General features: G+C 70.3%; 20 protein-coding genes. 8 read left to right on the forward strand and 12 right to left on the reverse strand.

Going from position 1 to position 22445, the window contains the following annotated elements; translation table 11 throughout:
* The first annotated feature begins 101 nt into the window (after nt 1–101).
* Complete coding sequence (locus ACWD1Z_RS26745) at nt 102–1310, forward strand: hypothetical protein (RefSeq protein ID WP_451122130.1); 1209 nt, start codon at nt 102–104, stop codon at nt 1308–1310.
* Nucleotides 1311–1548: 238 nt separating this feature from the next.
* Here ACWD1Z_RS26745 and ACWD1Z_RS26750 read toward each other — a convergent pair whose 3' ends face one another.
* On the reverse strand, nt 1549–2448 hold the full coding sequence (locus ACWD1Z_RS26750) for a hypothetical protein (protein WP_451122131.1): 900 nt from the start codon (nt 2446–2448) through the stop codon (nt 1549–1551).
* A gap of 461 nt (nt 2449–2909) precedes the next feature.
* Between ACWD1Z_RS26750 and ppk2 the strand changes: the two genes are divergently transcribed.
* Both ppk2 and ACWD1Z_RS26760 read left to right on the forward strand, forming a co-directional pair.
* Nucleotides 2910–4421 carry a polyphosphate kinase 2 gene (gene ppk2 / locus ACWD1Z_RS26755; RefSeq protein ID WP_451122132.1) on the forward strand — a complete coding sequence of 504 codons (1512 nt, stop codon included), beginning with the start codon at nt 2910–2912 and terminating at the stop codon, nt 4419–4421.
* Nucleotides 4422–4640: 219 nt separating this feature from the next.
* Complete coding sequence (locus tag ACWD1Z_RS26760; RefSeq protein ID WP_451122133.1) at nt 4641–5207, forward strand: tellurite resistance TerB family protein; 567 nt, start codon at nt 4641–4643, stop codon at nt 5205–5207.
* A gap of 343 nt (nt 5208–5550) precedes the next feature.
* Here the strand turns inward: ACWD1Z_RS26760 and ACWD1Z_RS26765 are convergent, their stop codons facing one another.
* On the reverse strand, nt 5551–6150 hold the full coding sequence (locus ACWD1Z_RS26765) for a dihydrofolate reductase family protein (protein ID WP_451122134.1): 600 nt from the start codon (nt 6148–6150) through the stop codon (nt 5551–5553).
* Nucleotides 6147–7001, reverse strand: coding sequence for a metalloregulator ArsR/SmtB family transcription factor (locus ACWD1Z_RS26770; protein WP_451122135.1), 855 nt, complete (start codon nt 6999–7001; stop codon nt 6147–6149). The genes ACWD1Z_RS26765 and ACWD1Z_RS26770 overlap by 4 nt, the downstream gene beginning before the upstream one ends.
* A 501-nt stretch (nt 7002–7502) precedes the next feature.
* On the opposite strand from ACWD1Z_RS26770, the gene ACWD1Z_RS26775 reads away from it, so the two are divergent.
* Nucleotides 7503–8051, forward strand: a complete 549-nt coding sequence (locus ACWD1Z_RS26775; RefSeq protein ID WP_451122136.1) for a hypothetical protein — start codon at nt 7503–7505, stop codon at nt 8049–8051.
* 239 nt (nt 8052–8290) lie between these two features.
* Here ACWD1Z_RS26775 and ACWD1Z_RS26780 read toward each other — a convergent pair whose 3' ends face one another.
* Nucleotides 8291–8914 carry a class I SAM-dependent methyltransferase gene (locus ACWD1Z_RS26780; protein WP_451122137.1) on the reverse strand — a complete coding sequence of 208 codons (624 nt, stop codon included), beginning with the start codon at nt 8912–8914 and terminating at the stop codon, nt 8291–8293.
* Between the two features lie 572 nt (nt 8915–9486).
* On the reverse strand, nt 9487–10140 hold the full coding sequence (locus ACWD1Z_RS26785) for a hypothetical protein (RefSeq protein ID WP_451122138.1): 654 nt from the start codon (nt 10138–10140) through the stop codon (nt 9487–9489).
* Nucleotides 10141–10303: 163 nt separating this feature from the next.
* On the opposite strand from ACWD1Z_RS26785, the gene ACWD1Z_RS26790 reads away from it, so the two are divergent.
* The gene (locus ACWD1Z_RS26790; protein ID WP_451122139.1) at nt 10304–10771 is read left to right on the forward strand and encodes a hypothetical protein; all 468 of its coding nucleotides are present in this window, start codon (nt 10304–10306) and stop codon (nt 10769–10771) included.
* Here ACWD1Z_RS26790 and ACWD1Z_RS26795 read toward each other — a convergent pair.
* Together ACWD1Z_RS26795 and ACWD1Z_RS26800 are read right to left on the reverse strand one after the other, a co-directional pair.
* Nucleotides 10753–11970 (reverse strand): MFS transporter, encoded by a 1218-nt coding sequence (locus ACWD1Z_RS26795; protein WP_451122140.1) that lies wholly within the window; start codon nt 11968–11970, stop codon nt 10753–10755. The two genes, ACWD1Z_RS26790 and ACWD1Z_RS26795, sit on opposite strands and share 19 nt — an antisense overlap.
* Before the next feature lie 324 nt (nt 11971–12294).
* The gene (locus tag ACWD1Z_RS26800; protein WP_451122141.1) at nt 12295–12756 is read right to left on the reverse strand and encodes a DUF3237 domain-containing protein; all 462 of its coding nucleotides are present in this window, start codon (nt 12754–12756) and stop codon (nt 12295–12297) included.
* Nucleotides 12757–12976: 220 nt separating this feature from the next.
* Between ACWD1Z_RS26800 and ACWD1Z_RS26805 the strand changes: the two genes are divergently transcribed.
* Together ACWD1Z_RS26805 and ACWD1Z_RS26810 are read left to right on the forward strand one after the other, a co-directional pair.
* The gene (locus tag ACWD1Z_RS26805) at nt 12977–14623 is read left to right on the forward strand and encodes an ABC transporter substrate-binding protein (protein WP_451122142.1); all 1647 of its coding nucleotides are present in this window, start codon (nt 12977–12979) and stop codon (nt 14621–14623) included.
* A gap of 32 nt (nt 14624–14655) precedes the next feature.
* Nucleotides 14656–16104, forward strand: a complete 1449-nt coding sequence (locus ACWD1Z_RS26810) for an amidase (protein WP_451122143.1) — start codon at nt 14656–14658, stop codon at nt 16102–16104.
* 200 nt (nt 16105–16304) lie between these two features.
* On the opposite strand, the gene ACWD1Z_RS26815 is transcribed toward ACWD1Z_RS26810, so the two are convergent.
* The 5 genes from ACWD1Z_RS26815 to ACWD1Z_RS26835 all read right to left on the reverse strand — a co-directional run bounded on the left by ACWD1Z_RS26815 (nt 16305) and on the right by ACWD1Z_RS26835 (nt 21672).
* Nucleotides 16305–17084, reverse strand: coding sequence for an ABC transporter ATP-binding protein (locus ACWD1Z_RS26815; protein WP_451122144.1), 780 nt, complete (start codon nt 17082–17084; stop codon nt 16305–16307).
* On the reverse strand, nt 17077–18072 hold the full coding sequence (locus ACWD1Z_RS26820) for an ABC transporter ATP-binding protein (RefSeq protein ID WP_451122145.1): 996 nt from the start codon (nt 18070–18072) through the stop codon (nt 17077–17079). Before ACWD1Z_RS26820 ends, ACWD1Z_RS26815 begins: the two co-directional genes overlap by 8 nt.
* Nucleotides 18069–18926, reverse strand: coding sequence for an ABC transporter permease (locus ACWD1Z_RS26825; RefSeq protein ID WP_451122146.1), 858 nt, complete (start codon nt 18924–18926; stop codon nt 18069–18071). Before ACWD1Z_RS26825 ends, ACWD1Z_RS26820 begins: the two co-directional genes overlap by 4 nt.
* Nucleotides 18923–19873 carry an ABC transporter permease gene (locus ACWD1Z_RS26830; RefSeq protein ID WP_451122147.1) on the reverse strand — a complete coding sequence of 317 codons (951 nt, stop codon included), beginning with the start codon at nt 19871–19873 and terminating at the stop codon, nt 18923–18925. The genes ACWD1Z_RS26825 and ACWD1Z_RS26830 overlap by 4 nt, the downstream gene beginning before the upstream one ends.
* Before the next feature lie 125 nt (nt 19874–19998).
* Nucleotides 19999–21672 carry a CocE/NonD family hydrolase gene (locus tag ACWD1Z_RS26835; RefSeq protein ID WP_451122148.1) on the reverse strand — a complete coding sequence of 558 codons (1674 nt, stop codon included), beginning with the start codon at nt 21670–21672 and terminating at the stop codon, nt 19999–20001.
* Between the two features lie 100 nt (nt 21673–21772).
* On the opposite strand from ACWD1Z_RS26835, the gene ACWD1Z_RS26840 reads away from it, so the two are divergent.
* Complete coding sequence (locus tag ACWD1Z_RS26840) at nt 21773–22339, forward strand: TetR/AcrR family transcriptional regulator (RefSeq protein ID WP_451122149.1); 567 nt, start codon at nt 21773–21775, stop codon at nt 22337–22339.
* Nucleotides 22340–22445: the final 106 nt, after the last annotated feature.

Genomic DNA, 22445 nt, shown 5'->3' on the forward strand with positions numbered 1-22445 from the left:
GGGACGTGCTCCCGTCCTACGTGTGGTGCGAGCGACGCATCTCCGGCCCACCTCCATCTCCATCTCCACCACCCCCCTCTCCACCGATCCCGAGGACAACCATGATCACCTTGAGCAGCGCACGGGGCACGGTGCGGGCGGGCGTGCTGACCGCCGCCTTCACCGCGCTCCTGTGCACGACCGCGACCACCGTCTCCGTCGCGTCCGCCGAGTCCCCCTCGCCGAGCCCGGCGGCGGTGCAAGCCGACGTGCCGGCCGGGGTGACGGCGGGCGTCGCCGTCTTCGACCGCCAGACCGGCACCTTCACCGAACAGCTGAACACGTCCGCGCAGTTCAGGTCCGCGTCGGTGGTGAAGCTGCTGATCGCCCTGGACGTGCTCTGGAACCGCAGCCCCGACGCCCTGGCGGCCACGGACCGGGCCCGGATCGACACCATGCTGCGCGGCAGTGACGACACGGCCGCGAGCACGTTCTGGTCGAACAACGGCTCGGGGGCGATCGTCGACCGGATGGTCACCCGGCTCGGCCTGACCGACACCGCCCGCCCGCCGTCGACCCACCCCGGCTTCTGGGGCTACACGGCTCTGTCGGCCCGTGACACCGTGAAGATCTACCGGCATCTGCTGGACTCCGCCCCGGCGGCGACGCGCGACTACCTCCTCGGCAATTTGCGGCAGTCCACCCGCTGCGCCACCGACGGCTACGACCAGCACTTCGGCATCGCCGGCTCCTTCAATCGCCCCTGGGCCGTCAAGCAGGGCTGGTCGGGCTTCAGTTCGGGCGGCTGCGCGGCACCGACGTCGACGGCCGCGAAGGCCGCTGCAGCCGATGAGGCCGCTGGGGAACCGGCGGGAACGGCCGCCGCCCCGACGCCGGCGGGCGCTGACGCCGTGGACCTCTCCCGTCCGGCACTGCACTCGACGGGAGTGGTGGGCGCGGGTGACCGTTCCATCGTGGCGGTCTACACCCTGCACCCCAGCGGAACGTCCTACGGCAAGGCCTACACGGACATCGGCCGGCTGACCCGTTCGCTGAACGTCCCCGGCGCCTCCCGTCCCGCCGGTACGTGGATCGGCACCTGGGGCAGCGGGGTCCGGGTCCGTACCCAGGCGACGACCGACTCCGGGGCCATCACCACGCTGCCCGCCGGAGTCGAGGTCCTGGTCGGCTGCCAGAAGCGCGGCCAGCAGGTCAGCCAACCGCCCTACGTCAACGACTGGTGGGCCCAACTGCCCCAGTACGGCGGCTACATGACCAACATCTACCTCAGCGTGCCGGACAACCAGGTGCCTGGCGTACCGGTCTGCTGACCGGGCGGGGGAAGCGGCTCCAAGTCGGACGGCAACCGGTCGGGCAGCGTGACCGGCCGGTCCATCCCAGGCCGGGTGCGGGTGTCCTTCTCCAGGGCCTGGACGGTCTTGGGGACGGACGCCTCGCCGTATCTGCCGGTTCGTCAGTTCGGCGAACCACCGATCCACACGGCAGGCGCCCGGCGCGGGGACGGGGGGACGACCGGTCTGCGGACCGGCTGGGCGCGCCGAAGCCGGCTCAGACGCGCAGGGTGACGCCGAAACGGGTCCTCATCCGCCGCAGTTCCCACAGGGAAACGGCCGTCACCGACAGCGGTCCCCCCAGCATGGAGGAGAACTGGACGACGGGCGGGCCCCCCGGCATGCCGGTGTCGATGATGTTGAAGGCCGCGAACACCCACACCAGCGTCAGGGTCAGGATGGGCGGCAGCGTGGGGTGGACCTGGGCGCTGTTGAAGGTGCTGCGGGCCGAGTACAGCGACGCCAGGAAGAAGAAGGGGAGACCCCACACGACGACGATGAGCGCGGCGACAGCCCATGCGTATTCCCACAGGCTCCTCCCGTCGTGTGCGTCGATATGGGTCGCGAGAACGAGGACTCCGCCGATGACGACCAGCGTCAGCACGTACCAGCCGACCGCCTTGAGCGGAGCGCGCAGCCGGGAGCGCAGATGCGGACGCAGGTGCGGAGGCGCGTAGTACATGAATCCGAGGATGACCAAAGGCCCGGCGATGAGCAGCACGAACGGAGCGGCGATGAGGTTGGCGACGCCGCCCCAGGCCGCGTCCTCCCAGCGGTCGCGGTCCGCGTTGTAGGCGAGGACCAGGGCGATGGTGGCGGCAGCACCGAGCACCGTGCGGGCCAGCTGGACCCGGTCCACGACGCGGTCCACGATCCGGCCTTCGCCCTCCTGCGCGAAGAGCCTGGTGGCGACGCGGTGCGCGGAGCGCAGGACCGCGGAGACCAGCCCGAAGAGTGAGAGGTACGACAGGCAGCCGCGGGAACGCCGGACGGCGGGCCTCGTGGGCTGGGGATCGTAGGGATAGGGAGGCTGGTTCGGGTACGGGCCCGGATTCGGTGGCGGTGGACCGTACGGGCCGCCCTGCGGTGATCCGTAGGGAGCACCCCAACCGCCCATGCCTCCCGGTCCGTTGCCGTCAGCTTGACCGGGGCCGTGACCCGGCCCCCATCCCCCCGTAGCCATGCGACTCCCCGTTCATCTCGCCCACTTGCTGTGGGCGTCCTGCGATGCCACGCCGCAGTGTAGTGACACAACCCGCGACAGAGGCCGCGCTCGTTGCCGATCGCGCCACCTGGGTAAACCCCCGCCGTGGGCGTCGACACGTGTGCCCCGCGGGGCCCGAACCGCCCGGTCTCACGTCAGCTCAGGCTGAAGCCCGGCTGCTGCAGCTTGACCTCGAGGTGCTCGATGTCCGTGAACCGGACCTCTTCCAGGCTGCCGGCTCGGCCGACGGCCACCGTCCTGGAAGTACTCCTCCTTGAGCGCTTCCGCCGCGATCTCCTGGAGCCGGGTGTCGCTGGCATCCTGCTCCTGGGCCTCCGAGAGGGGGCGGTGTCCGGCGGCGGGGCGACGGCCGGATGCGGCCCTATTCAAGATCCCCTCGCCCCACACCGAGATCATCTGCGACGCGAAGCAGGGGCATCCGGCCGCTTTCACAACACCGCTCAGCTGGCGTGATCCCGGGCAGAAGGGGCACGCGGTCCAGCAGATCGCAGTCCTACGACGTCTCAGCGAGTTCCGGGAGTCCGTCATGGTCATTGCCGCCCGTGTCGTCCTGGGCGTGCCGGCCTTCCCGCCCCCTTGTGTCTCCGCATCCGCACAACGGCGCGAACCGCAGCCATGGTCCCGGCCGGCCCGCCCGGCCGCAGGCGCCCGGCACACTGGAGAGGCCACGAAGTACGCCCTTCAGCTCCGGCTCCCGCGCGGCCGGCCGCAGCGGCTCCGCTGCGCGCGGGACCCGCCGCCCTCTTCCGTTATGGGTTGTGACCCCCGTCCCTCGCGGCGGCCGTCCTCCAGCCGCACCCGCCGGCGCGGCGGGCGGACACCGTCCCCACCGGCACCCAGGAACAACCGGGAGATACGTCATGCCAGACAACGACGATGCGGCCCGTTCGCACAAGGACGACGCGACGACAGCCGAAGAGGACCTGCTCGACGGCCTCAGCGTCGACGAACGGCGCCCGGAAAAGCCGATTCTCCTCGAAGCCGACGGAAGCCCCCTGGACACCTGGCGGGAGAACTATCCCTACGACCACAAGCTGAAACGGTCCGAGTACGAGCGGACCAAGCGGGTCCTGCAGATCGAGCTATTGAAGCTGCAGCGCTGGGTGAAGGAGACCGGCCAACGGGTCGTCGTGCTGTGCGAGGGCCGTGACGCAGCCGGTAAAGGCGGCACCATCCAGCGCTTCACCGAACGGCTCAACCCCCGAGGCGCCCGCGTCGTGGCCCTGGAGAAGCCGACCGAACGGGAACAGGGCCAGTGGTACTTCCAGCGCTACGTGACCCACCTGCCCTCCCGCGGTGAGATCGTCTTCTTCGACCGCTCCTGGTACAACCGGGCCGGCGTCGAGCGCGTCATGGGCTTTTGCACAGAGGCCGAATACCGCACCTTTTTGGAACAGGCCCCCTTGTTCGAGGAGATGCTGACCAAGGACGGCATCCTGCTGGCAAAGTTCTGGTTCTCCGTATCCCAGGCCGAACAGCGCACCCGTTTCGCCATCCGCCAGGTCGACCCGGTACGCCGCTGGAAACTCTCCCCCACCGACCTCGCCTCCCTCGACCGCTGGGACGACTACACCAGAGCCAAAGTCGACATGTTCCGCGCCACCGACACACCCCACGCCCCCTGGACCGTGGTCAAAAGCAACGACAAGCGCCGTGGCCGCCTCGAAGCCATGCGCAGCCTGCTGTACCGCTGCGACTACCCCGCCAAAGACCACACCGCCGTAGGCAAACCCGACCCCCTCATCGTCGGCGCCGCCGACACCCTCCTCGAACCCGACGAAGAACCCACCGACCTCTCCCCCACTCCCCTCGCCGGATACGACCAACGCCCCGGCCAGCACCCCGATCCCGAACCAGAGGCCTGAAACACCCCAAGCCGAACACCTCGCGCCTCGGCTTCCGACGTACGAGGTCAGCTGGTACAGGCAGCGCCTGCATCTATGGCATGCGCAACGACAGCGACGGCGACGGCGACTGGGAGGACGGCAGCCCGGCCGCCAGACCGCCGGATCGGTGGAACCTTTACCGGTAGCGGAGCGTTCACCGGAAAAGATCACACAGCTCGAGCACCGAGGTGACAATCGATGGCACTGTTCGACCGGCTCAAGGACCAGGCCAAGACCTTGCAGCAGCAGGCACAGGGCAGGCAGGCCGGTGCCCCGGCCGGCGGCCCGCACGGCGGTGCCCCGCAGGGGGGCTCACGCGGTGGCTCCCGCGCGCAGCTGACGGGTCTGCTGAAGACCCAGCTCAGCTCGATCAAGACCGAGCTGAAGAGCGGCGCCTACCGGGACGCGAGCATGGCGGTGTGCGCGCTGGTCGCCGCGGCCGACGGCCACGTAGACGCGAACGAGATCCAGCAGATGGAGTCCATGATCCTCAACAACGAGGTGCTCCAGAACTTTCCCCCCGAGCAGCTGCGCCAGCGCTTCCACAAGCACGTCGACCAGCTCACCCGGAACTTCGCTCAGGGCAAGGCCGAGGCGCTGCAGGACATCGCCAAGGCCGCCAAGAAGCCCAACGAGGCCCGGGCGGTCATCCAGACCGGCATGGTCATCGCCGGCGCCGACGGCCACTTCTCCCAAGCCGAGCAGATGATCCTCCGCGAAGCGTGCACGACCCTGGGGCTCTCCCCCACGGAATTCCAGCTCTGACCCCAGCGGCCGACGCGGATAGGGACGGTCTTGAACAGGCCGTCCCGCCAACGGGTGCCCACGCCGACGAGGGGGTGAGCTGGAGGCCTTGCTCAATCGCCGCGTCTTGCGGCTTTCCTCCTCCCTGCCCGACTCGCCAGCCACTGTCCGGCCGCGTTGCCCACCGCCAGGACGCCGGCGAAGGCAAGCGCGTCGAGCCACGTCTTGTCCCGCAGGACACGCCACACCACCGCCATCGCCCCGTACACGACCAGCCACACGGCCACAACGGCCGTCCCACGCACCCACCGCCGAGACCACCACCCGGCTGACCACTCCCGTCCGTGCATGCCAACCGGCGGGATCAACGCACCCGGTCGTAGACCATGGCGATCTCGCCCAGATCGCCGGTCTCCTGATGGGTGAGCTTCCACTTCGAGCTCGGCAGGCCGTCGTCGAACAGCCTTTGCCCGCCCCCGAGGATCTCGGGCAAGATCAGGAGATACAGCCGGTCCAGCAGATCTGCCGAAAGAAGCGCCTTGATGACGCTGGCGCTGCTGTTGACGAGGATGTCGCCCTCGCCGGTGGCCCTGAGGTCGGCGACGACATGCGCAGCGGGGGCGTTCACCACGCGACTGTGGTCCCACGGCGCCTCAGCCAGCGTGGTGGAGAGGACCACCTTTTCCGTGTCGACCAGCCACTTCGCGTATCCACGATCGCGCGGATCGGCGTTCTCGTCAGCGGCGACCGACGGCCAGTAGCCCAGGAAGCCCTCGGCGTTGATCCTGCCGAGAAGCGCCGTCGTCGCGTTCTCCCAGATGCGGGCGAGGTGGTTTCGCGCGACCTCGGTGGTCACGTACGGGATGAAGGCACCGAAATCACCGGCTCCGCCTGGACCGTTGTAACGCCCATCGAGGCTGAGAGCCAGGTTCGCGGTCACTCTGCGGCCCGTCGAGTTGGTCATGTCGTACTCCTCGTATCGGTGCTGTCGGTGTGGTGAGCGTCTGCGGCGAGGGCCGCCACGAGCTTGTCGAGGCTCTGCCCGAAGCCGATCTCGATGCCGGCGATGAAGTCGGCGGAGTCGACCGTGCTGTCGGTGATCCGCCACTGGACGTCGAGGTCCGTGCCGGTATCGGTGAGCTGCAGGCCAAGGTCGACGTGGGCAGTGAACGCGATGCCTCCGTCGGGCAGCACGGGAGAGAGTCGGTAACTGAGGCGCTCACCTGGGCACACGTCCTCGACGACTCCCTCGGCGCGACCGACGACCAGGTCGGAGCCGTCGGTGTCCTCGGCGTCGCGGTACTCCTGGACGATCCGGCCACCTGGTCGCGCCTCGAAGATGAGCTCGGAGACGCGCAGGTCCTCCGGCGTCCACCAGCGGACGAGCAGGGGTACTTCGGTGAGATATCGCCAGGCCAGTTCCGGGCGCCCCGTCAGCGACCGGTGGAACCGGAACGAGCGGCCGTCGGCCCACCCTGACTCTTCCGCGGCGAACCGCTCCGCGCGGAGACTCATTCCGTAGCGGTCGTAGGTCGCGCGTGAGCCACCGTCCCGGTCCGCGGTGTCGGCGAGCCCGTTCAGTACAGCAGCCAGGTCCCGCAAGGGGGCGGGCTGGAGCGCGTAGACACGGCGCTGGCCGGTGCGCTGCGAGGTCACGATGCCAGCACGTTCAAGAGTCTGCAGGTGTTTGGTCGTCTGTGGCTGGCGCGCCTCGGCGAGCTGGGCAAGAACACCGACCGAGCGGGGCCGCTCGGCCAGCAGTTGCACCAGCCTCCAGCGGGCCGGGTCGGCCAATGCGGTGAGCAGTGTGTCCATGCCTGAAAGTATTCCTCATCGTGAATATTCGTGTCAAGGAATATCTCGCACCTCCGTCAGGGCCTCCAGCAGCGGCGCGGGGGCAAAGCTCGGGTTCGGCCCAGGGCCAGGGGCACGGGAGCGGCTCGGGACTGACGAAGAACGAAGCCGAGGCACATGGCCCGGGCTCGCCTCCACCACATGCCTTCGCCGAGACCCGGTCCGAGGTTCAGAGCGGAGCCCCGACCCCGTCCTCGCGCTCAACTGAAAGCTCGCCCCAGACCCCGTCCCGGGGACCGGGAACAATTCCGGTACCTCCCTCACCCGCCCCGTCGTCCGAGGCGGGCGCCGGCGCCCAGATCCTCGGTGGGCAGTTCGACGACATCGTCTACAGCGGGCGGGGCAGCGCCAAGTTCGCCATGGACACCACCCCGCCTCCCGGCTACGTCCTGGTCGACTTCGCCCGGACCGGCCAGGGGTACTTCGGCCTTGACTCCATCGACTGGGACGGCAGGGAGGCCGTTGGGAAACTCGGACACCTCCGACCGGTTCGAGCGGCGGGTGATGTGGTGCGACAACCTGTACCCGCTGCGCTTCCGCGTCAGCTGCGGCGACCGCGACGAGTGGACCATCGTGATCCGGCCCGTCAGCGCGGTGCGCGGGCTCGGCGAGGCGGCCACCGGCCAAGGCTCCGAGGTACTGCTGCACACCGGGCCCGCCGGGGAGCTGGTCTCCCGTCTGCGTCCGACGGAGTCAACCGGGTCCCTGCGCGTCCAGGGGTACAAGCCCCGTCGCCCCGGCACCCCCGCCACCTACCCGGACCTGCTGGCGAGCGAGTCCGGGCGGAGCCCGAAGGACGCGCGAGTACTGCCCGAGGGGCCGCTGCTCGTGGCGGTCGTCCAAGGCGCGGGCGACTGGTCGCTGGAAGTTCATCCCCCGAGGACGGTCCTACCCCAGCGGAAGCGCACCAGTTTCTGGCGCCGCATCGGCAGGTTCAAGATCCAACGCCGTTTGTCGCGACGGCCGCCGGTCGGCGGGTTGGGGGACGCAGTGGTGCCTGCTGGCACGTGACGTGGTGGCCCTATCCCTGAAGTGATCGCATTGGGTGGGGTGTTCGAGGGTCCACGGCTGCAGGCCCAGACCTCCGCCGAGGTTGGTGGTGGGCTGCTGAGCGGGGGGCGGTAGCGGGCACGACGCCGCGGTCGTGCGGGAAACGGCGCCCCTGGAAGTGGTTCACGGCCCGCGCCTGCGGCGTCCGGGAAGAACCGTGGGGCGGATGCCGGTGCCACCGCAGCACGGGGCCCACCCCGTCACCCGGCGCCCGCTCCAGCCCTGCGGGCAGTGAGCAGCAGGTACTCCCACTCCATGGCCCCGTCCCGCAGCGCGCCGCCCGCCAGCCTGGTGAGGGCGGTGTCCAGGGCGGCGGTCCGCTCGGGGTCGTCGGCGAGGTTCCGGTAGACCGCGATGGTCGGCCCGTAGGCGGTCTTGAAGAAGTCGCGGAACTCCTCCGGCTCCCGGAACATGTCCACACGGATCGTCCGGCGGTGCGCTTCGACATCGGTGACGCGGTCGCCGAGCAGCGCGCGCACATGCTCTTCCTGGCCCCACAGCGGCGGCGGCTGCGCCCCGGGAGGAGGCGGCGGGGCGAACGGCTTCATCGTGGCGAACATCTGCCCGATGAACCCCTCGGGGGTCCAGCTGAGCAACCCGATCGTGCCTCCGGGGCGGCAGACCCGCACCAGCTCATCGGCGGCGGTCTGGTGGTGCGGGGCGAACATGACCCCGACGCAGGACATCACCGTGTCGAAGCTTCCGTCCTCGAACGGCAGCGCCTCGGCGTCCGCCTCCTGCCAGCTCAGCGTGGCGCCGCGGGCCTCGGCCTCCTGCTGCCCCCACGGCCAGCAACTCGGGCGTGAGGTCGGAGGCGACCACATCCCCGCCTGCCAGCGCGGCCGGGATCGAGGCGTTCCCGGACCCGGCGGCGACGTCCAGCACCCGGTCGCCGTCCTTGACCGCGCACGCCTCCACCAGCACCGGTCCGAGTCCCGCCACGACCTGCCTGGCCACCGCCGGGTAATCACCGAGCGCCCACATCGTCCGGTGCTTCGCCTTGAGGGCACGGTCCGCCTCGCGCTCATCCGCCGTGTCCGTCATGCCACTTGCCTCCCTCGTCCCCCGTGGTGCCGATGGCTGTCCTTCTTCGAGCGTAGGGCCCGGCGCCATCCACGCCGGCGAGCGCCGTACCGCCGGCCGGGTGCACCCACGTCAACGCCAGCGCCATCTGCGCGGCCACAGCCCAAGACCAGGACGTGGACGCGCTACGGCGACGGATCGCCGACCATGCGGTCACACCTGCTCGCGGCTGCCACTGCCACCACGGTTCCGTCGGACGACCTGGACCTCGGCCTGCACGCGCTCATCCGGCACACCGAGGTCCGCGTCGAGCTGTGCGCGGAGTAGGGGGCCGCTTCCCGCACCGCAATCCGAAGCCCGCCGGTCAGTGCGGTCAGCCGTCGAGCACGGCGGAAGGTGCGTCACCGTTCTGGACCTGTTGGGCCCGCGTGGCGAGCACCGTGGCCAGGTCCCGGACCTGCTCCTCGTCGGTGCCGCCCTTCTTGGCGGCAGCCGTCTCGGTCCACAGCAGCGTCGTGCCGACCCGGGTCTGGGTCACGGCGCCGGGCTCGCCGTTGTAGCCGGAGGAACCGAATCGGGCGTCGCGCTCGTCACCGATCGGGCCGATTCCCAACGTCTTGGCCCTCAGTCCCGCCCTCTTGCCGTAGTAGCCGTCCCAGAGCACGTTGTACGCCTGACGGGCGGCCTGTTCGCTGTCGTAGGCGACGATGAGGAAGCTGGCGGTGGCGGCGTTGTCGTCGCGTCGGAAGGTCGAGGCGCCGTAGAAGCGGGAGTTCTCGCAGCCCGCGTTGTCCTTGATGGGGCAGGCCTGCGAGCGGTAGAGGTTGTCCATCTCGACGGCCGTGGGCGGAGCGGACTCCTTCCACCCCGTCATGGCCTCGCCATCCGGCAACGCCTCGCGTACTTGTTCCTTCGTCAGCGCCACCGGCTTGCCGTGCCCGCTGCCGCTCTCCGCGTCGCCGCCGCAGCCGGTCAGCAGCAGGGCCGTCGCGATCGCCACGGACCACCGGTAGTTCCTCATGGTCATGCCACCACTCCCTTGAGCGGTGATCTTACGTGGACCGTCTTCTGGTGCGTCGAGCTGCGCGGTGACGGAAGGTCTCGCTACGCCGTTCGAGTGGTGCCATCAGGTCCCTGGTCGTAGCGTCGGAACCGGGACATCCGGCAGCGAGCGGCAGCGGAGAACGGCCATGCACATGCGCGCACTCACCACGACGGTCACACTCTTGGCGCTGGCCGCCTCCACCACCGCGGCGGGCATACCGACCGAAAGCCGGTCCGCCCCGGAGCCGGCCGCCCGGATCGCTCAGCAGCCCACAGATCGTCCTGTCCTCGTCGACTGCTTCTGGCGCCCCGAAGTACGCCCGACCGAGTTCATCCTCGCCTGCGGTGACGGAAACAGTCGCCTGGCCTCCCTGCGCTGGTCCCGGTGGGACGCGGGCGCGGCGCGGGCCGAGGGCGTGAACTGGGTCAACGACTGCAAGCCGTACTGTGCGGCGGGCCGCTTCCACGCCTACCCGGTGACCGTGCGGCTCGACCGAGCGGAGCCCTGGAAGAAGCGGCCTGAACTCTCGCACTACTCCCGCATCACGCTCGTCTACACGGACAACCGGCCGGAACGGGTCGCCCAGACCGTTTCCTATCCGCTCTGGGACTGAGCAGCGGCGACCTGTTCCGTCTGCGTGCCCGACGAGGTGACCACCTCGGAGCGTCGGTCACCCCGGTCCATGCGGCCACCCATGAACGCCAGCCCCAGCCCCGCAGCGCCCAGGGCCGCGCCGACCAGGGCCGGTGATGCCCAGCCCCAGCCCGCGGAGATGGCGAGGCCACCGAGCCAGGCGCCGCCCGCGTTGGCCAGGTTGAAGGCGGAGTGGTTGGAGGCCGCCGCCATGGTCGGGGCGTTCTTCGCCTTGGCCATCAGCAGGATCTGGACGGGGGTGGTGATGAGGGCGCCCATCGCGCCGATGAAGGTGATCGTGATCAGGGCGGGCACGGTGCTGTGCACGGTGAAGTAGAACACCACCAGAGCCGCGGACAGCAGGGCGAGTCCCGCGTACAGCGTCGGGCGCAAGGCGCGGTCCGTGAGCGGGCCCGCGGCCAGGGTGCCGAGCGTCATGCCGACGCCGTAGAGCGCGAGGACGAGCGTGGTCGAGGAGTCGGAGAAGCCCGTCAGGTTCGTCAGCATGGGGACCAGGTAGCTGTAGACGGCGAAGAAGCCGCCGAAGCCCACGACCGCCGTGGCCAGGCCGATGAACACCTGCCGGTTGCCCATGGCGCGCAGTTCGTGCCGGATGCCCGCCTGGTCCCCGCGGGGCTGGTGGGGGACGAACGCGGCCAGTGCGGCGAGGGCGACGAGGCCGATGACGGCGACCGCGACGTAGGCGGACCGCCAGCCCAGCTGCTGTCCGAGGGCCGTACCGGCCGGGACGCCGATGATGTTGGCGATGGTCAGCCCGAGGAACATCCTCGACACCGCGCGTGCGGCCCGGTCGGGGGCGACCAGGCGGGAAGCGACGACCGCGCCGACACCGAAGAGCGCTCCATGGGGCAGGCCGGCCAGGAAGCGTGCGGCGAAGAGCAGGCCGAAGTCGGGGGCGAGCGCGGACGCGACGTTGCCGATGACGAACAGCCCGGACAGGAGGAGCAGCAGCCGCTTGTGGGGTATGCGCGCGCCGAGGCCGGTCAGGACCGGGGCACCGACGACGACACCCAGCGCATAGGCGGAGACGACGTTGCCGGCCTGCGGCACGGACACGTCGACCCCGTCAGCGATCTGGGGCAGCAGTCCCATCGTGGCGAATTCGGTGGTGCCGATGCCGAAAGCGACAACAGCCAGGGCCAGGAGAGCCAGTGGCATGGCGCAGGAGAACCTTTCGGAGCGGGTGCGGCCGCGATGGTGCGGCTGGTCGGGGACGGGGTGGTGCCGTGCCTCGTTGCCCGGCGCTCCCTGGGCATGAAACGCCCGTAACGAGTGCAGCAGCCGTACGGAGTCAGGCATTCCAAGATCTCGCCGCGCTCTGCGTGATCCATGCCACATCGCTACGACAGCGAGTTCCGCCGGGTGGCCACTGCCGGCCTCGGGCCGCCCGCTCTGTCGCGGATCCCGGGACCGGGCGGCCCAGCTGTTGTACGTCCTGCCGTCGTACCGGGCAGGGTCAGGCACACCCGAGCGGCGGGACCTCTACCGGAGTGCGTACATGCGGATGATGACGGCATCGTCGCCGTCCGGACGGGCGAGCCCGACGAAGACTGTCTCCGCGAGCCAGCGGTGCGCGGCGGCGTCGGTACGGAAGACCGGTGAGGTGCGGTAGTAGTGACCGGCCTCGGAGACCTGCAGATCGCCGTCGAACTGGTCCGGGGTGTCGGCCTTCGGCCGGTAGTAGCCGCGGTTGACGACGTCGATCACGGCACCGTCCTCCGCCTGGAGGAGATAGCGGGCCTCCAGCTCGCACACTTCCCCGCGGGTGCTGCTCCAGTCGCCACCGCCGGACAGTACCTTCCCCCGCAGCCGGGGCCCCTCCACGCTGCCGCCGGTGATGGGGGTGAACTCGGTGACCTCTCCGTCACCGTTGCCGATGTGCAGCGTCTCGGACACTTCAGCACGGATCTCGAACGCGAAGTCGAGGGCGGGAGTGAAGGACATGGCGGTTCTCCGCTTCTGTGATTGAGGGGCGACCTGTCTTGTGGGCCGCGAGATGGTCGCGTCCTGCTCTTGACGCGTTAGCTCACCAGATGCAAGCGTGACATGCAACAGCGTTATATGACACTCGTTTACGACGACGTCTGGTCACCCTTCTCCTTCTCACCTCCCGGCGTCGGGCGTCCCCCTCTTCCCTTACTGCTCTCGGCAAGGAGCATCAGTTATGGCTGCGAAGAAGACGGTGCTGACGGTGTTCACCAGCGTGGGACTGCTGGCCGCCACCGCCTGCACCGGTTCGTCGAACGGAAACGGCGAGACCGCCGAGCCCGAGCGCCTGACCACCACCACGGCACCCGGCAGCGCGCAGGTCGACCGCGTGACCTGGGCCCTGCCCTACGGCGAGCCGACGACCCTGGACCCGGCGAAGGTGGGTGACTACTCGCCGCAGACGGTCGGGGCGAACCTCTGCGACACGCTGACGCGGATGAACGCGGACTTCTCCGTGCGGCCGGGACTCGCCGAGAAGGTCACCTGGAGCAACGACAGCACCCTGGTGCTCGATCTCCGCCCGGGCGTGACGTTCTGGGACGGCTCACCGATGACGCCCGAGGATGTCGTCTTCAGCCTGGAGCGCCAGCGCGACCCCAGGACACAGGCGCTGTACGGGAACTACCTCACCGCCGTGACGTCGATCAAAGCCACCGGCCCCCGCCAGGTGACGCTGCGGACCAAGGAGTTCGACCAGACGCTGCCCAAGGCGCTGTCGACGTCGTTCGGCGCCGTGAGCAAGAAGTCGTACACCGAACAGGCGGGTGCCGCCTACGGAACGGCCAGGGGCGGCCTGATGTGTACGGGGCCGTTCGAGCTGGGGTCCTGGAAGTCCGGCGGCAGTATCACCCTGGAACGCAACGACTCCTACTGGGATGCCGACCTCAAGCCCAAGGCGCGCCAAATCGAGTTCCGGTTCATCACCAACAACAACAGCCTGACGGGCGCGCTGCTCTCGGGTGAGGTCGACGGCACGTACGAACTGCCGCCGAGCAGCGCCACCGCCCTGACGAGAACCGACAAGGGGGCCGTGCACCTCGGCCCGTCGACCCAGAACGTGCTGCTGATCCCGGGGAACGCCGCTTCGCCCGCGGCCGATCGCAAGGTGCTGGACGCACTGTCCCTGGTGATCGACCGCGAAGCACTGATCAAGAACGTCTTCGGCGGCGACGCCACCACGCTGAAGTCGCTCGTTCCGCCGTTCACCTGGCACGGGGACAAGGCCGCCGCCCGGTACGACGCGGCCTACGCCGCACTGCCCGACGCCCCGAAGCCGGACGCCGAGAAGGCGAGGACACTGGTCGCACAGGCCGCCCCCCTCACCCGCCCCCTGGTGGCCGCCATTCCCGCCGGAGACCAGCGATCGCTCCAGGCCATGACCTTCATCCAGGCCGCGGCCAAGAAGATCGACGTCGCCATCGAGATCAAGCAACTGCAGCCGACCGAGATGTCGTCCCTCTTCTACGATCCCTCCGCCCGCGAGAGCCTCGACCTCATCCTCACCTTCGGCTACGTCGGCATGCCCGACCCGGCGTCCTACGTCGCCGAGAGCGTCACTCCCGGCGGCATCTTCAACTGGACGAACTACGACAACCCCGAGGTCACCCGCCTGCTCGAGCAGGCCCGCACCGCCGCCGACCCGGACGCGTCGGCCACGGCGTACGCCAAGGCCCAGGCGCTCTTCACCCCCACCACCCCGGCGGTCTTCCTCGCCACCACCCATGAGCGGATGTTCATGAACAAGCGGGTCAGCGGCGCACCCGCATCATTCGCCTACATGAGCATGCCGTGGGCCGCCCACCTCGGCGGCACCGACAAGTAGCCGGCCCCTTGCCCCCGTATCTGGAGACGACGATGACCGACACCACGGGCGACCAGCCACTGTGGGACCGCTCGGCAGCCGAACTGGCAGCCGGCATCCGGACCAAGAGCTTCTCGGCGACCGAGGTCGCCCAGGCGTTCCTCACGCGTGTCGAGGAGACCAACCCTGCCCTCAACGCCCTCGTGGACATCCGGCCCGACGAGGTGCTCGCCCAGGCCGCCGCCGCCGACGCGACCGTAGCCGCGGGCGGGGACCTGCCTCCGCTGCTGGGCGTTCCGGTGTCCACCAAGATCAACACTTCGCAGCGCGGGTACGCCAACTCGCACGGCGTCGTCGCCTGGGCCGGCGCCCTCGCACCGGACGACGCGGTCTGCGTCGCCGCCCTGCGTGAGGCCGGCGCGACGCTGCTGGGCCGGAGCAACAGCCCCGCCTTCGCCGTGCGCTGGTTCACCGCCAACGACCTGCACGGCCGGACCCTCAACCCGTGGCACCCCGGCCACACCCCGGGCGGCTCCTCCGGAGGAGCCGCCGCGGCGGTCGCTGCCGGAATGACGCCGATCGCGCAGGGCAACGACATCGGCGGTTCCATCCGCTTCCCCGCCTACTGCTGCGGCGCCGTCGGTCTGCGACCCACCATGGGCCTGGTCTCCGGCGTGGAACCACGCGGGGCGGAGGAGTTCGACAGCCCGCTGTCGTTCCAGACCATGGCGGTGCACGGACCGCTCGGCTGGACCGTGGACGACGTCCGGCGCGGACTGCACGCCATGGTGACACCGGACCTGAACGACCCCGTCGGGCTGCCGGTGCGCCCACCGCTGGGCGAGCCCGGCCTGGCCAGGATCGCCGTCGTCCGCGACGCCGGGGTGGTCAAGCCCCACCCCGCCGTGAGCGCCGCGATCGACGACGCCGCCCGCTGGCTCGCCGAGGCCGGTCACGAGGTGGAGGAGGTCGAGCTTCCCCAGCTCGGCGAAGCCGCCCGGCTGTGGTCACTGCTGCTCTACCAGGAGCTACGGACGATGACGTCCGAGATCGAGCTGTTCGGTGACGACGCGGTCCGTGACTCGCTGGCGTCCTCCTTCCGGGCCGCCGCGGAGATCTGGGGCCAGCAGCCCACCCTGGCCGACTACATCCGGGGCTACGCCCGCCGTGGCACCCTGATCGGCCGTCTCCAGCAGTACCTGGGCCGGGACACCATCGTGCTGACGCCGGTCGCGGCCGAGCCGCCGTTCGAGCAGGACGCCGACCTCGCCGGCGACATCCGGATGAGCCAACTGCTGGCCGCGCAGTGGCCGATGCAGTGCGTCCCGGTCCTCGGTTTCCCGGCCATCTCCGTGCCCACCGGCGTCCGTGACGGCCTTCCCTCCGGCGTCCAACTCATCGGCGGACGCTTCCAGGAAGATCTGCTGCTGCACGTGGCCACGGCCATCGAGGCGAGAGCACAGCGCACCCGGCCGACCCTCCCCTGGGCGCAGACGGGCTGACCATCCGCCGCGCGGCCCACGGACGGCGTGCCCTGACGGTCCCCACCGACCGTCAGGGCACGCCGCTTTCCTTCGCCTGCGGGCACACGTGTGCTCAAGGTCGCCACCGTCCGTGCTGACACAAGCGAAAGGACGCCTGTCCGGCTGCTCGCCGGGACAGACGTCCTCCGTCAACGGGTGGACCGTGTGTGCGCCGTAGGTCAGGCGGCGGCGTCGTTCGTTCGCCGCTGCGGCTTCCACCCCGGCTTGGGGATGGAAGCGATCAGACGCCGGGTGTACGGGTCTTGGGGGTCGGCGAGGACTGTGGCGACGGGGCCGTGTTCGACGACCCGTCCCGCCCGCATGACCATGACGTCGTCGCTGATGTGCCGGATGGCCCCGAGGTCGTGCGTGATGAACAGCAGGGCGGCTCCCGTCTCCGCACGGATGCGGGCCAGCAGGCCCAGGATCTGTGCCTGGATGGACACGTCGAGGGCGGCGACGGCCTCGTCCAGGATCAGAACGCGCGGATCGGCGGCCAGGGCGCGGGCGATCGCAACGCGCTGACGCTGTCCCCCGGAGAGCGCCTTCGGCAGCGAGCGCGCCTGCCGGTCGTCCAGGCCGACCATGTCGAGCAGTTCGGCCACGCGGGCGCGGAGCCGGTCCGCTGGCAGGCGCCGATTCAGCGCGACAGCCTCCGCGACGGCGTCACCGACGCGCTGGCGGCGGTCCAGGGAGGAGTACGGATCCTGGAAGACCATCTGGATCTGCCGCGCACGGGTGCGGTGTCCGCCCGACCGGCCCGGCCCGCGCTCCTCGGCGAAGGTGATGCGGCCCCGGCTCGGTCTCTCCAGTCCGGCGATCATGCGCGCGGTGGTGGTCTTGCCCGACCCCGACTCACCGACGATGGCCAAGGAGCCTCGCTCCGGGAGCGAGAAGGTCACCTCGTCGACGGCGACGAAGCCGCCGAACTCCTTGCGGAGGCTGTGTACTTCAAGCATGGCTGGCGGCCTCCTCGGAAGCGGACGCGTGGGGGAAGTGGCACGCGGCGGTGCCGTCACCGGCCGGGCTCGGTTCCGGCCGGTGGCTGCGGCAGGGGTCCTGGACGCGAGGACATCGGTCGCTGAAGGCGCATCCGTCGGGTGCTTCGAAGCCGGACAGCGGTCTGCCCGGAATCGAACGGGGTTCCGCGCCGACGGCAAGGACCGAGGGACGCGAGGCGAGCAGCGCGCGGGTGTAGGGGTGAGCGGCCCGCCCGCGCAGCCGGTCGGCGGGCAGTTCCTCCACGGTCGTGCCCGCGTACATCACCACGACGCGGTCGCACACGGCGGCCGCGAGTTCGAGGTCGTGGGTGATGAACAGCATGGCGAGACCGCGCGCTTCGCGGGCCTCTCCGATGATGGCCATCACCTCCTCCTGCGTGGTCACGTCGAGTGCGGTGGAGGGCTCGTCGGCGAGGAGCAGGCGGGGCTCGGCCGCCAGGGCGGCGGCGATCATCACGCGCTGGAGCAGGCCGCCCGACAGTTCGTGGGGGCGTTGGCGCATGCGCCGGCCGGCGTCGGCGATGCCGACCTCGCGCAGGATTCCGGTGACCTTCTCGACGGCATCGGCGGCCCGGACACCCCTGGTGGTGGTCAGACCTTCGACGAGGTAGTCACCGATGCTGCGGGCGGGGTTGATGTGGGCCCGCGGGTCCTGGAACACCATGGCGACCTCACTCGCCCGGAAGGCGCGGAGACGGTCGGGCCTCATCCGCGGGACGGACTCCCCCGCGAACAGCACGTCTCCGTGGACGCGGGCGCCCTGGGGCAGGAGGCCGAGAACGGAACGGGCCGTCAGAGACTTGCCGGATCCGGACTCCCCCACCAGGGCTACGGCCGCTCCTTCGGGGATGCTGACGTCGGCGCGGTGGACGACGGTCCGGAGCTCGCCGTCGAGGGGCAGGTCGATGCCGAGGGCGTCGATCCGGAGCAGGGGCGATGGACTCATGCGTGCCCTCCGAGCAGACGTCGGGACAGTCCCGTCCCCAGCAGGTTGAAGGCGACGACGACGATCAGGATGGCGATGCCCGCGTACAGCGACTGCTGGGGCTGGCCGGCGAGGATGGAGGGAGCTCCGTTGGTCACCATCAGCCCCCATTCCGGGTCCGGGGGCTGGCTGCCGAGGCCGAGGAAGGAGATCGCGGCGACGTCGAGGAGGGCGTAGCCGAAGCCGATGGTGGCCTGGACGAGGACGAGGGGCAGCAGGTTCGGCAGCAGGTGCCGCAGCCAGATGCGGGCGGTGGGTGCGCCGAGGAGCTGGAGCGCGGAGACATAGGGGAGGTTGCGCTCCTTGATCGCGGCGGAGCGGACGACGCGGGTGATGAGGGGGAGGTACGCGATCGACAGGGCGACGATCGGTGCGGTGAGCCCGGCGCCGAAGACCGCGGCGACGAGGACGGCCATGATGAGCCCCGGGAAGCCGAACACGACGTCCAGAGCGCCCGAGATCAGCCGGTCCGGCCAGCCCCCGAACCAGGCTGCAGCCAGCGCGAGCAGGGTGCCGAGCAGGGTGGAGACGGCGATGATCAGGGCGGGGGCGGCGAGGCTGGCGCGGGTTCCGGTGATCAGCCGGGAGAGGAGATCGCGTCCGGTGTCGTCCGTTCCCAGGAGGTGAGCGGTGGACGGTCCGGCGTGCACGTTCAGGGGATCGACCGCGTTGGGGTCGTGCGGGGCGAGCAGCGGCCCGACCAGCGCCAGCAGAACGAACAGCGCGACGACGCATCCCGCGCCGAACGTCAGGTGGTCCCGCGGGCGTCCGGTACGCCGCTTTGGTGCCAGGGGGGCGAGCAGGGCGGTGGTCATCGGGCCTCCTTCTGCGCGGCCCGGGGGTCGAGGGCGGCGCTGACCAGGTCGACGGTGGTGTTGATGACGACGAACACCACCACGAAGATCAGCGACACGGCCTGTACGACGGCCATGTCCTGCTTGGCGGCGGCCTCGATCATGAGTGCTCCGAGCCCTCCGGTGCCGAACGCCTGCTCGGCGACCGCCGCGGTCGCGATGATTCCGGCGATGCCGACGCCGGAGACGGCGAAGACCGGCCCGGACGCGTTGTGCAGCACGTGCCGACGGATCACCGTGCGTTCGGGGACACCGCGGCTGCGGGCGGTCTCCACGTGCTCCGAGCGTGTCTCCGCGCGGACGGCGGTCCGCGTCACCTGGGCGACGTATCCGATCCAGGTCAGGGCCAGGGCGACAGCGGGCAGCGTCAGGTGCGTCAGCGTGCCGGTGAAGCCCTCGCCCGCGCCGTAGACGGGGAACCAAGGGAGTTGGACGGCGAAGAGCCAGATGAGCAGAACCGCCATGACGAAGGTCGGAACCGCCATCGCGCCGGCCGTCAGGGTCGTGACGAGGGTCTCCGTGCGGCCGCCGCGCAGTGCGGCGATGGTGCCGGCCACGGTGCCGACGGCGAGGACCAGCACGGAGGCGTAGACGACGAGGGCGAGGGTGTCGCCGGCGCGGGCGCCGATGAGGTCGGCGACGGAGTCCCGGTAGACCAGAGACTTCCCGAAGTCGCCCTGCAGGCAGTTGCTGAACCAGTGCCAGTAGCCCTGGAGGAACGGGTCGTCCAGGTGGTACTCCCGGTGGATCTGCGCCAGTACGGCCGGGTCGGGATTCCGGCTGCCTCCGACGAGCAGGGTGGCGGGGTCTCCCGGGGTGAGGAACATCGCGCCGTAGATGGCCAGGCTGGAGACGGCCACGGTGACGAGGAGCATGCCCAGCCGGGTGGCAACGAAGCGGCCGGTCACCTCGGATCACTTCCCTCGCGGCGGGGTGCGGTGGCCGGGAGATGCCGGTGCACCGCCGTGCCGATGTCCGGTGGAGTGCTGAGGAGTTGTCGCAGAGGGAGCATGTGCCCTCCAGGGTGCGGGGGCTATTCGCCGCTGGTGGGCAGGACGGTCAGGCACAGCCGGGAGAGGTGGGTGGAGCCGGTCCGGAGCGTTTGGAGGCTCGCCTTGGGGGCGGTCGTCCGCCACGGGCTTTCCTGTGAGCCGGAGTTGGGCAGGTGGTTCGGGAAGTCACTGCCGGCGATCATCAGGGCGAGACGGTGTCCCGGCCGCACCCGGTAGCCGGTGTGTCCCAGGGCGATCTCCACCTCTCCGGGCGCGTCGGCCTGGGCGCAGCCTCGTAGGATCAGCCGCGCCGTGCCGTCCGGGGCCAGGTCGAGGAGGCGGACGAAGACGTCGAAGGTGGGTGCCGTGCTCTCCACGTGCAAGACCGCGTGCGCGGGTCCGGCGAGGTCGAGCGGCCGGTCGGAGGCGGTCCCCGTGAACACGAGGACGTCGTCCCGGTCGAGGGTGGAGCGCTCGTCGACGTGGTCGCGCAACTGCAGGAAGGTGTCGGCCGCGGCGGACGGCACGAGGTCGTCCGGGTCGTATCGCCACTCCACCGCGTCGGGCGTGGGCGCCGGACGCGGTGCGAGCGTCCCGCCGGGGACCGTGCCGGTCGCGGCGGCCGGCTCCGCGAGGTACAGCTGGGCCGTCGCGGCTTCGGGCAGTGGCCACCTGGCGGCGGTGCGCCAGCCCTCGTGGCCCAGCTTCCAGCGCACTCGCGGCAGCGAGTCCGGTGGGGCGGTGCCCTTGAGGAAGATGTCGAAGAACTCGATCGCGGGGCCGGTGTAGGAGTCCAGCATGCGCTCGAGGGCGGCGTCGTCGGCCAGGTGATCGGTGGCGGGGGATGCCGGGGCGTCCTCCAGGAAGTAGTTCTCGTGGTCGATCGTGTCGGCGATCAGGTACTGCACGGCCGCCCAGCCGGGGCGCTCGGCCAGCTCCGCGTAATCGCGCATGTGGGCCGTGCCGAGGTTGTCGAACCAGCCCACGCAGTGCAGCACCGGCACGGGACGAGCGTCGTAGGGGTGTGGTCCGTTGTACGGATCGAGGGGGATGCCGCCGACGATGAGGTCGAAGCCCGGCGAGCGCTTCCCGATCGCCTCGAACGCCTCCTCGTAGGCGGCGACGACCGGGCGCCTGGTGAGATCGACGTCGAACTGGTAAATGTCGTTGTCGGTCCACACCTGCGCCTGGTAGGTGGTTCCTTCCAGCCACACGGGCTGCCGTCCGGAGCCCGGGTCGTACGCGGCTGTGCCGGGGGCGTTCGTCGTGCACGTCACCCGGGGGACGATGGCTCGCAGGGCGGGGTGCTGGCTGGAGACCGCGGACCACTGGGTGAACCCGTAGTACGAGTCGCCGAACATGCCCACGGTCCCGTCGGACCACGCCTGGCGGGTGATCCACTCCAGGGTGTCGTAGCCGTCGTCGACCTCTCCGGTCCAGCCCAGGGTCCGGCCCTCCGAACGGAACTTGCCGCGGACGTCCTGGACCACCACGACGTAGCCGTGCGCGGTGAACCTTTCCGCGATCCTTTCGAAGAACACGTACCGGCTGTTCTTGTCGTAGGGCAGGCGGGCCAGGACAGCCGGTGCCGGCTCCTCCTGGTCGGCGCCGTACACATCGGTGGCCAACCGCACTCCGTCGCGCATGCGCACCGCGTACTGCCGCGCCTGTGCGGGGACGGGTTCGGGTGTGACGCGATGGACGGCAAGGCTCATGAGGCCCTCCACGGGGCGAATCTTTAGAAAACAACGTGATATAACAGCGTTGCATCCAGGTGTGTTTAACGTCAACCCCCCTCTGAGCTAGGTTGCTTCCATGCCGATCGACGTCGACGAAGTCCAGCGCCGCGAGGCAATCGCCGAGGCGACACTCGCTGTCGCCGCACGGGACGGTGCGCGAGCCGTCACCATCCGTGCCGTGGCCAAAGAGCTGGGCGGGTCCACGGCGATGGTCACGAACTACGTGCCCACGCGGATGGCCCTGATCACCAACGCCGTCCGCGCCGCGGAGTCGCGGTGGCGGACCGACCTGGAAGCCCGGGTGCAGGACCTGACCGGCGCCAACCGGCTGCGCGCGACGGTGGAGTGGCACCTCAGCACGGAACCCGAGGACCTGCTGCTTCGCATGCTCTGGGTCGAGATGCTGTCGTCGGCACATGCCGACCCGGGGGGCGTCGACCGCCAGGAACCCCGCGAAACGCGCCAGGAGTTCCTGGAGGCGTCCATCGACGCGGGAGTCGCCGACGCCGCCCTCGCCGCCGACGTCCTGTCTCTGCTGACCCGCGGCTACTACATCTCCTCCATCGAGGAGCCGGGTCACTGGACACCGGAACGGGCCGGCCGGGTGGCCAAGGCGGTGGTGAACGCCCTGATGGAGGCGTGAGTCCGCCACCTCCCGAGGTGGTGCGCATGTTCCGTGGTCGCCGAGCGCTCGTCTGCGGCGGCGGTCATCAGTAGCGGGCGGCCTGGTACCCGCCGCCCGATCCTCC

Source organism: Streptomyces sp. NPDC002784, from assembly GCF_053592135.1.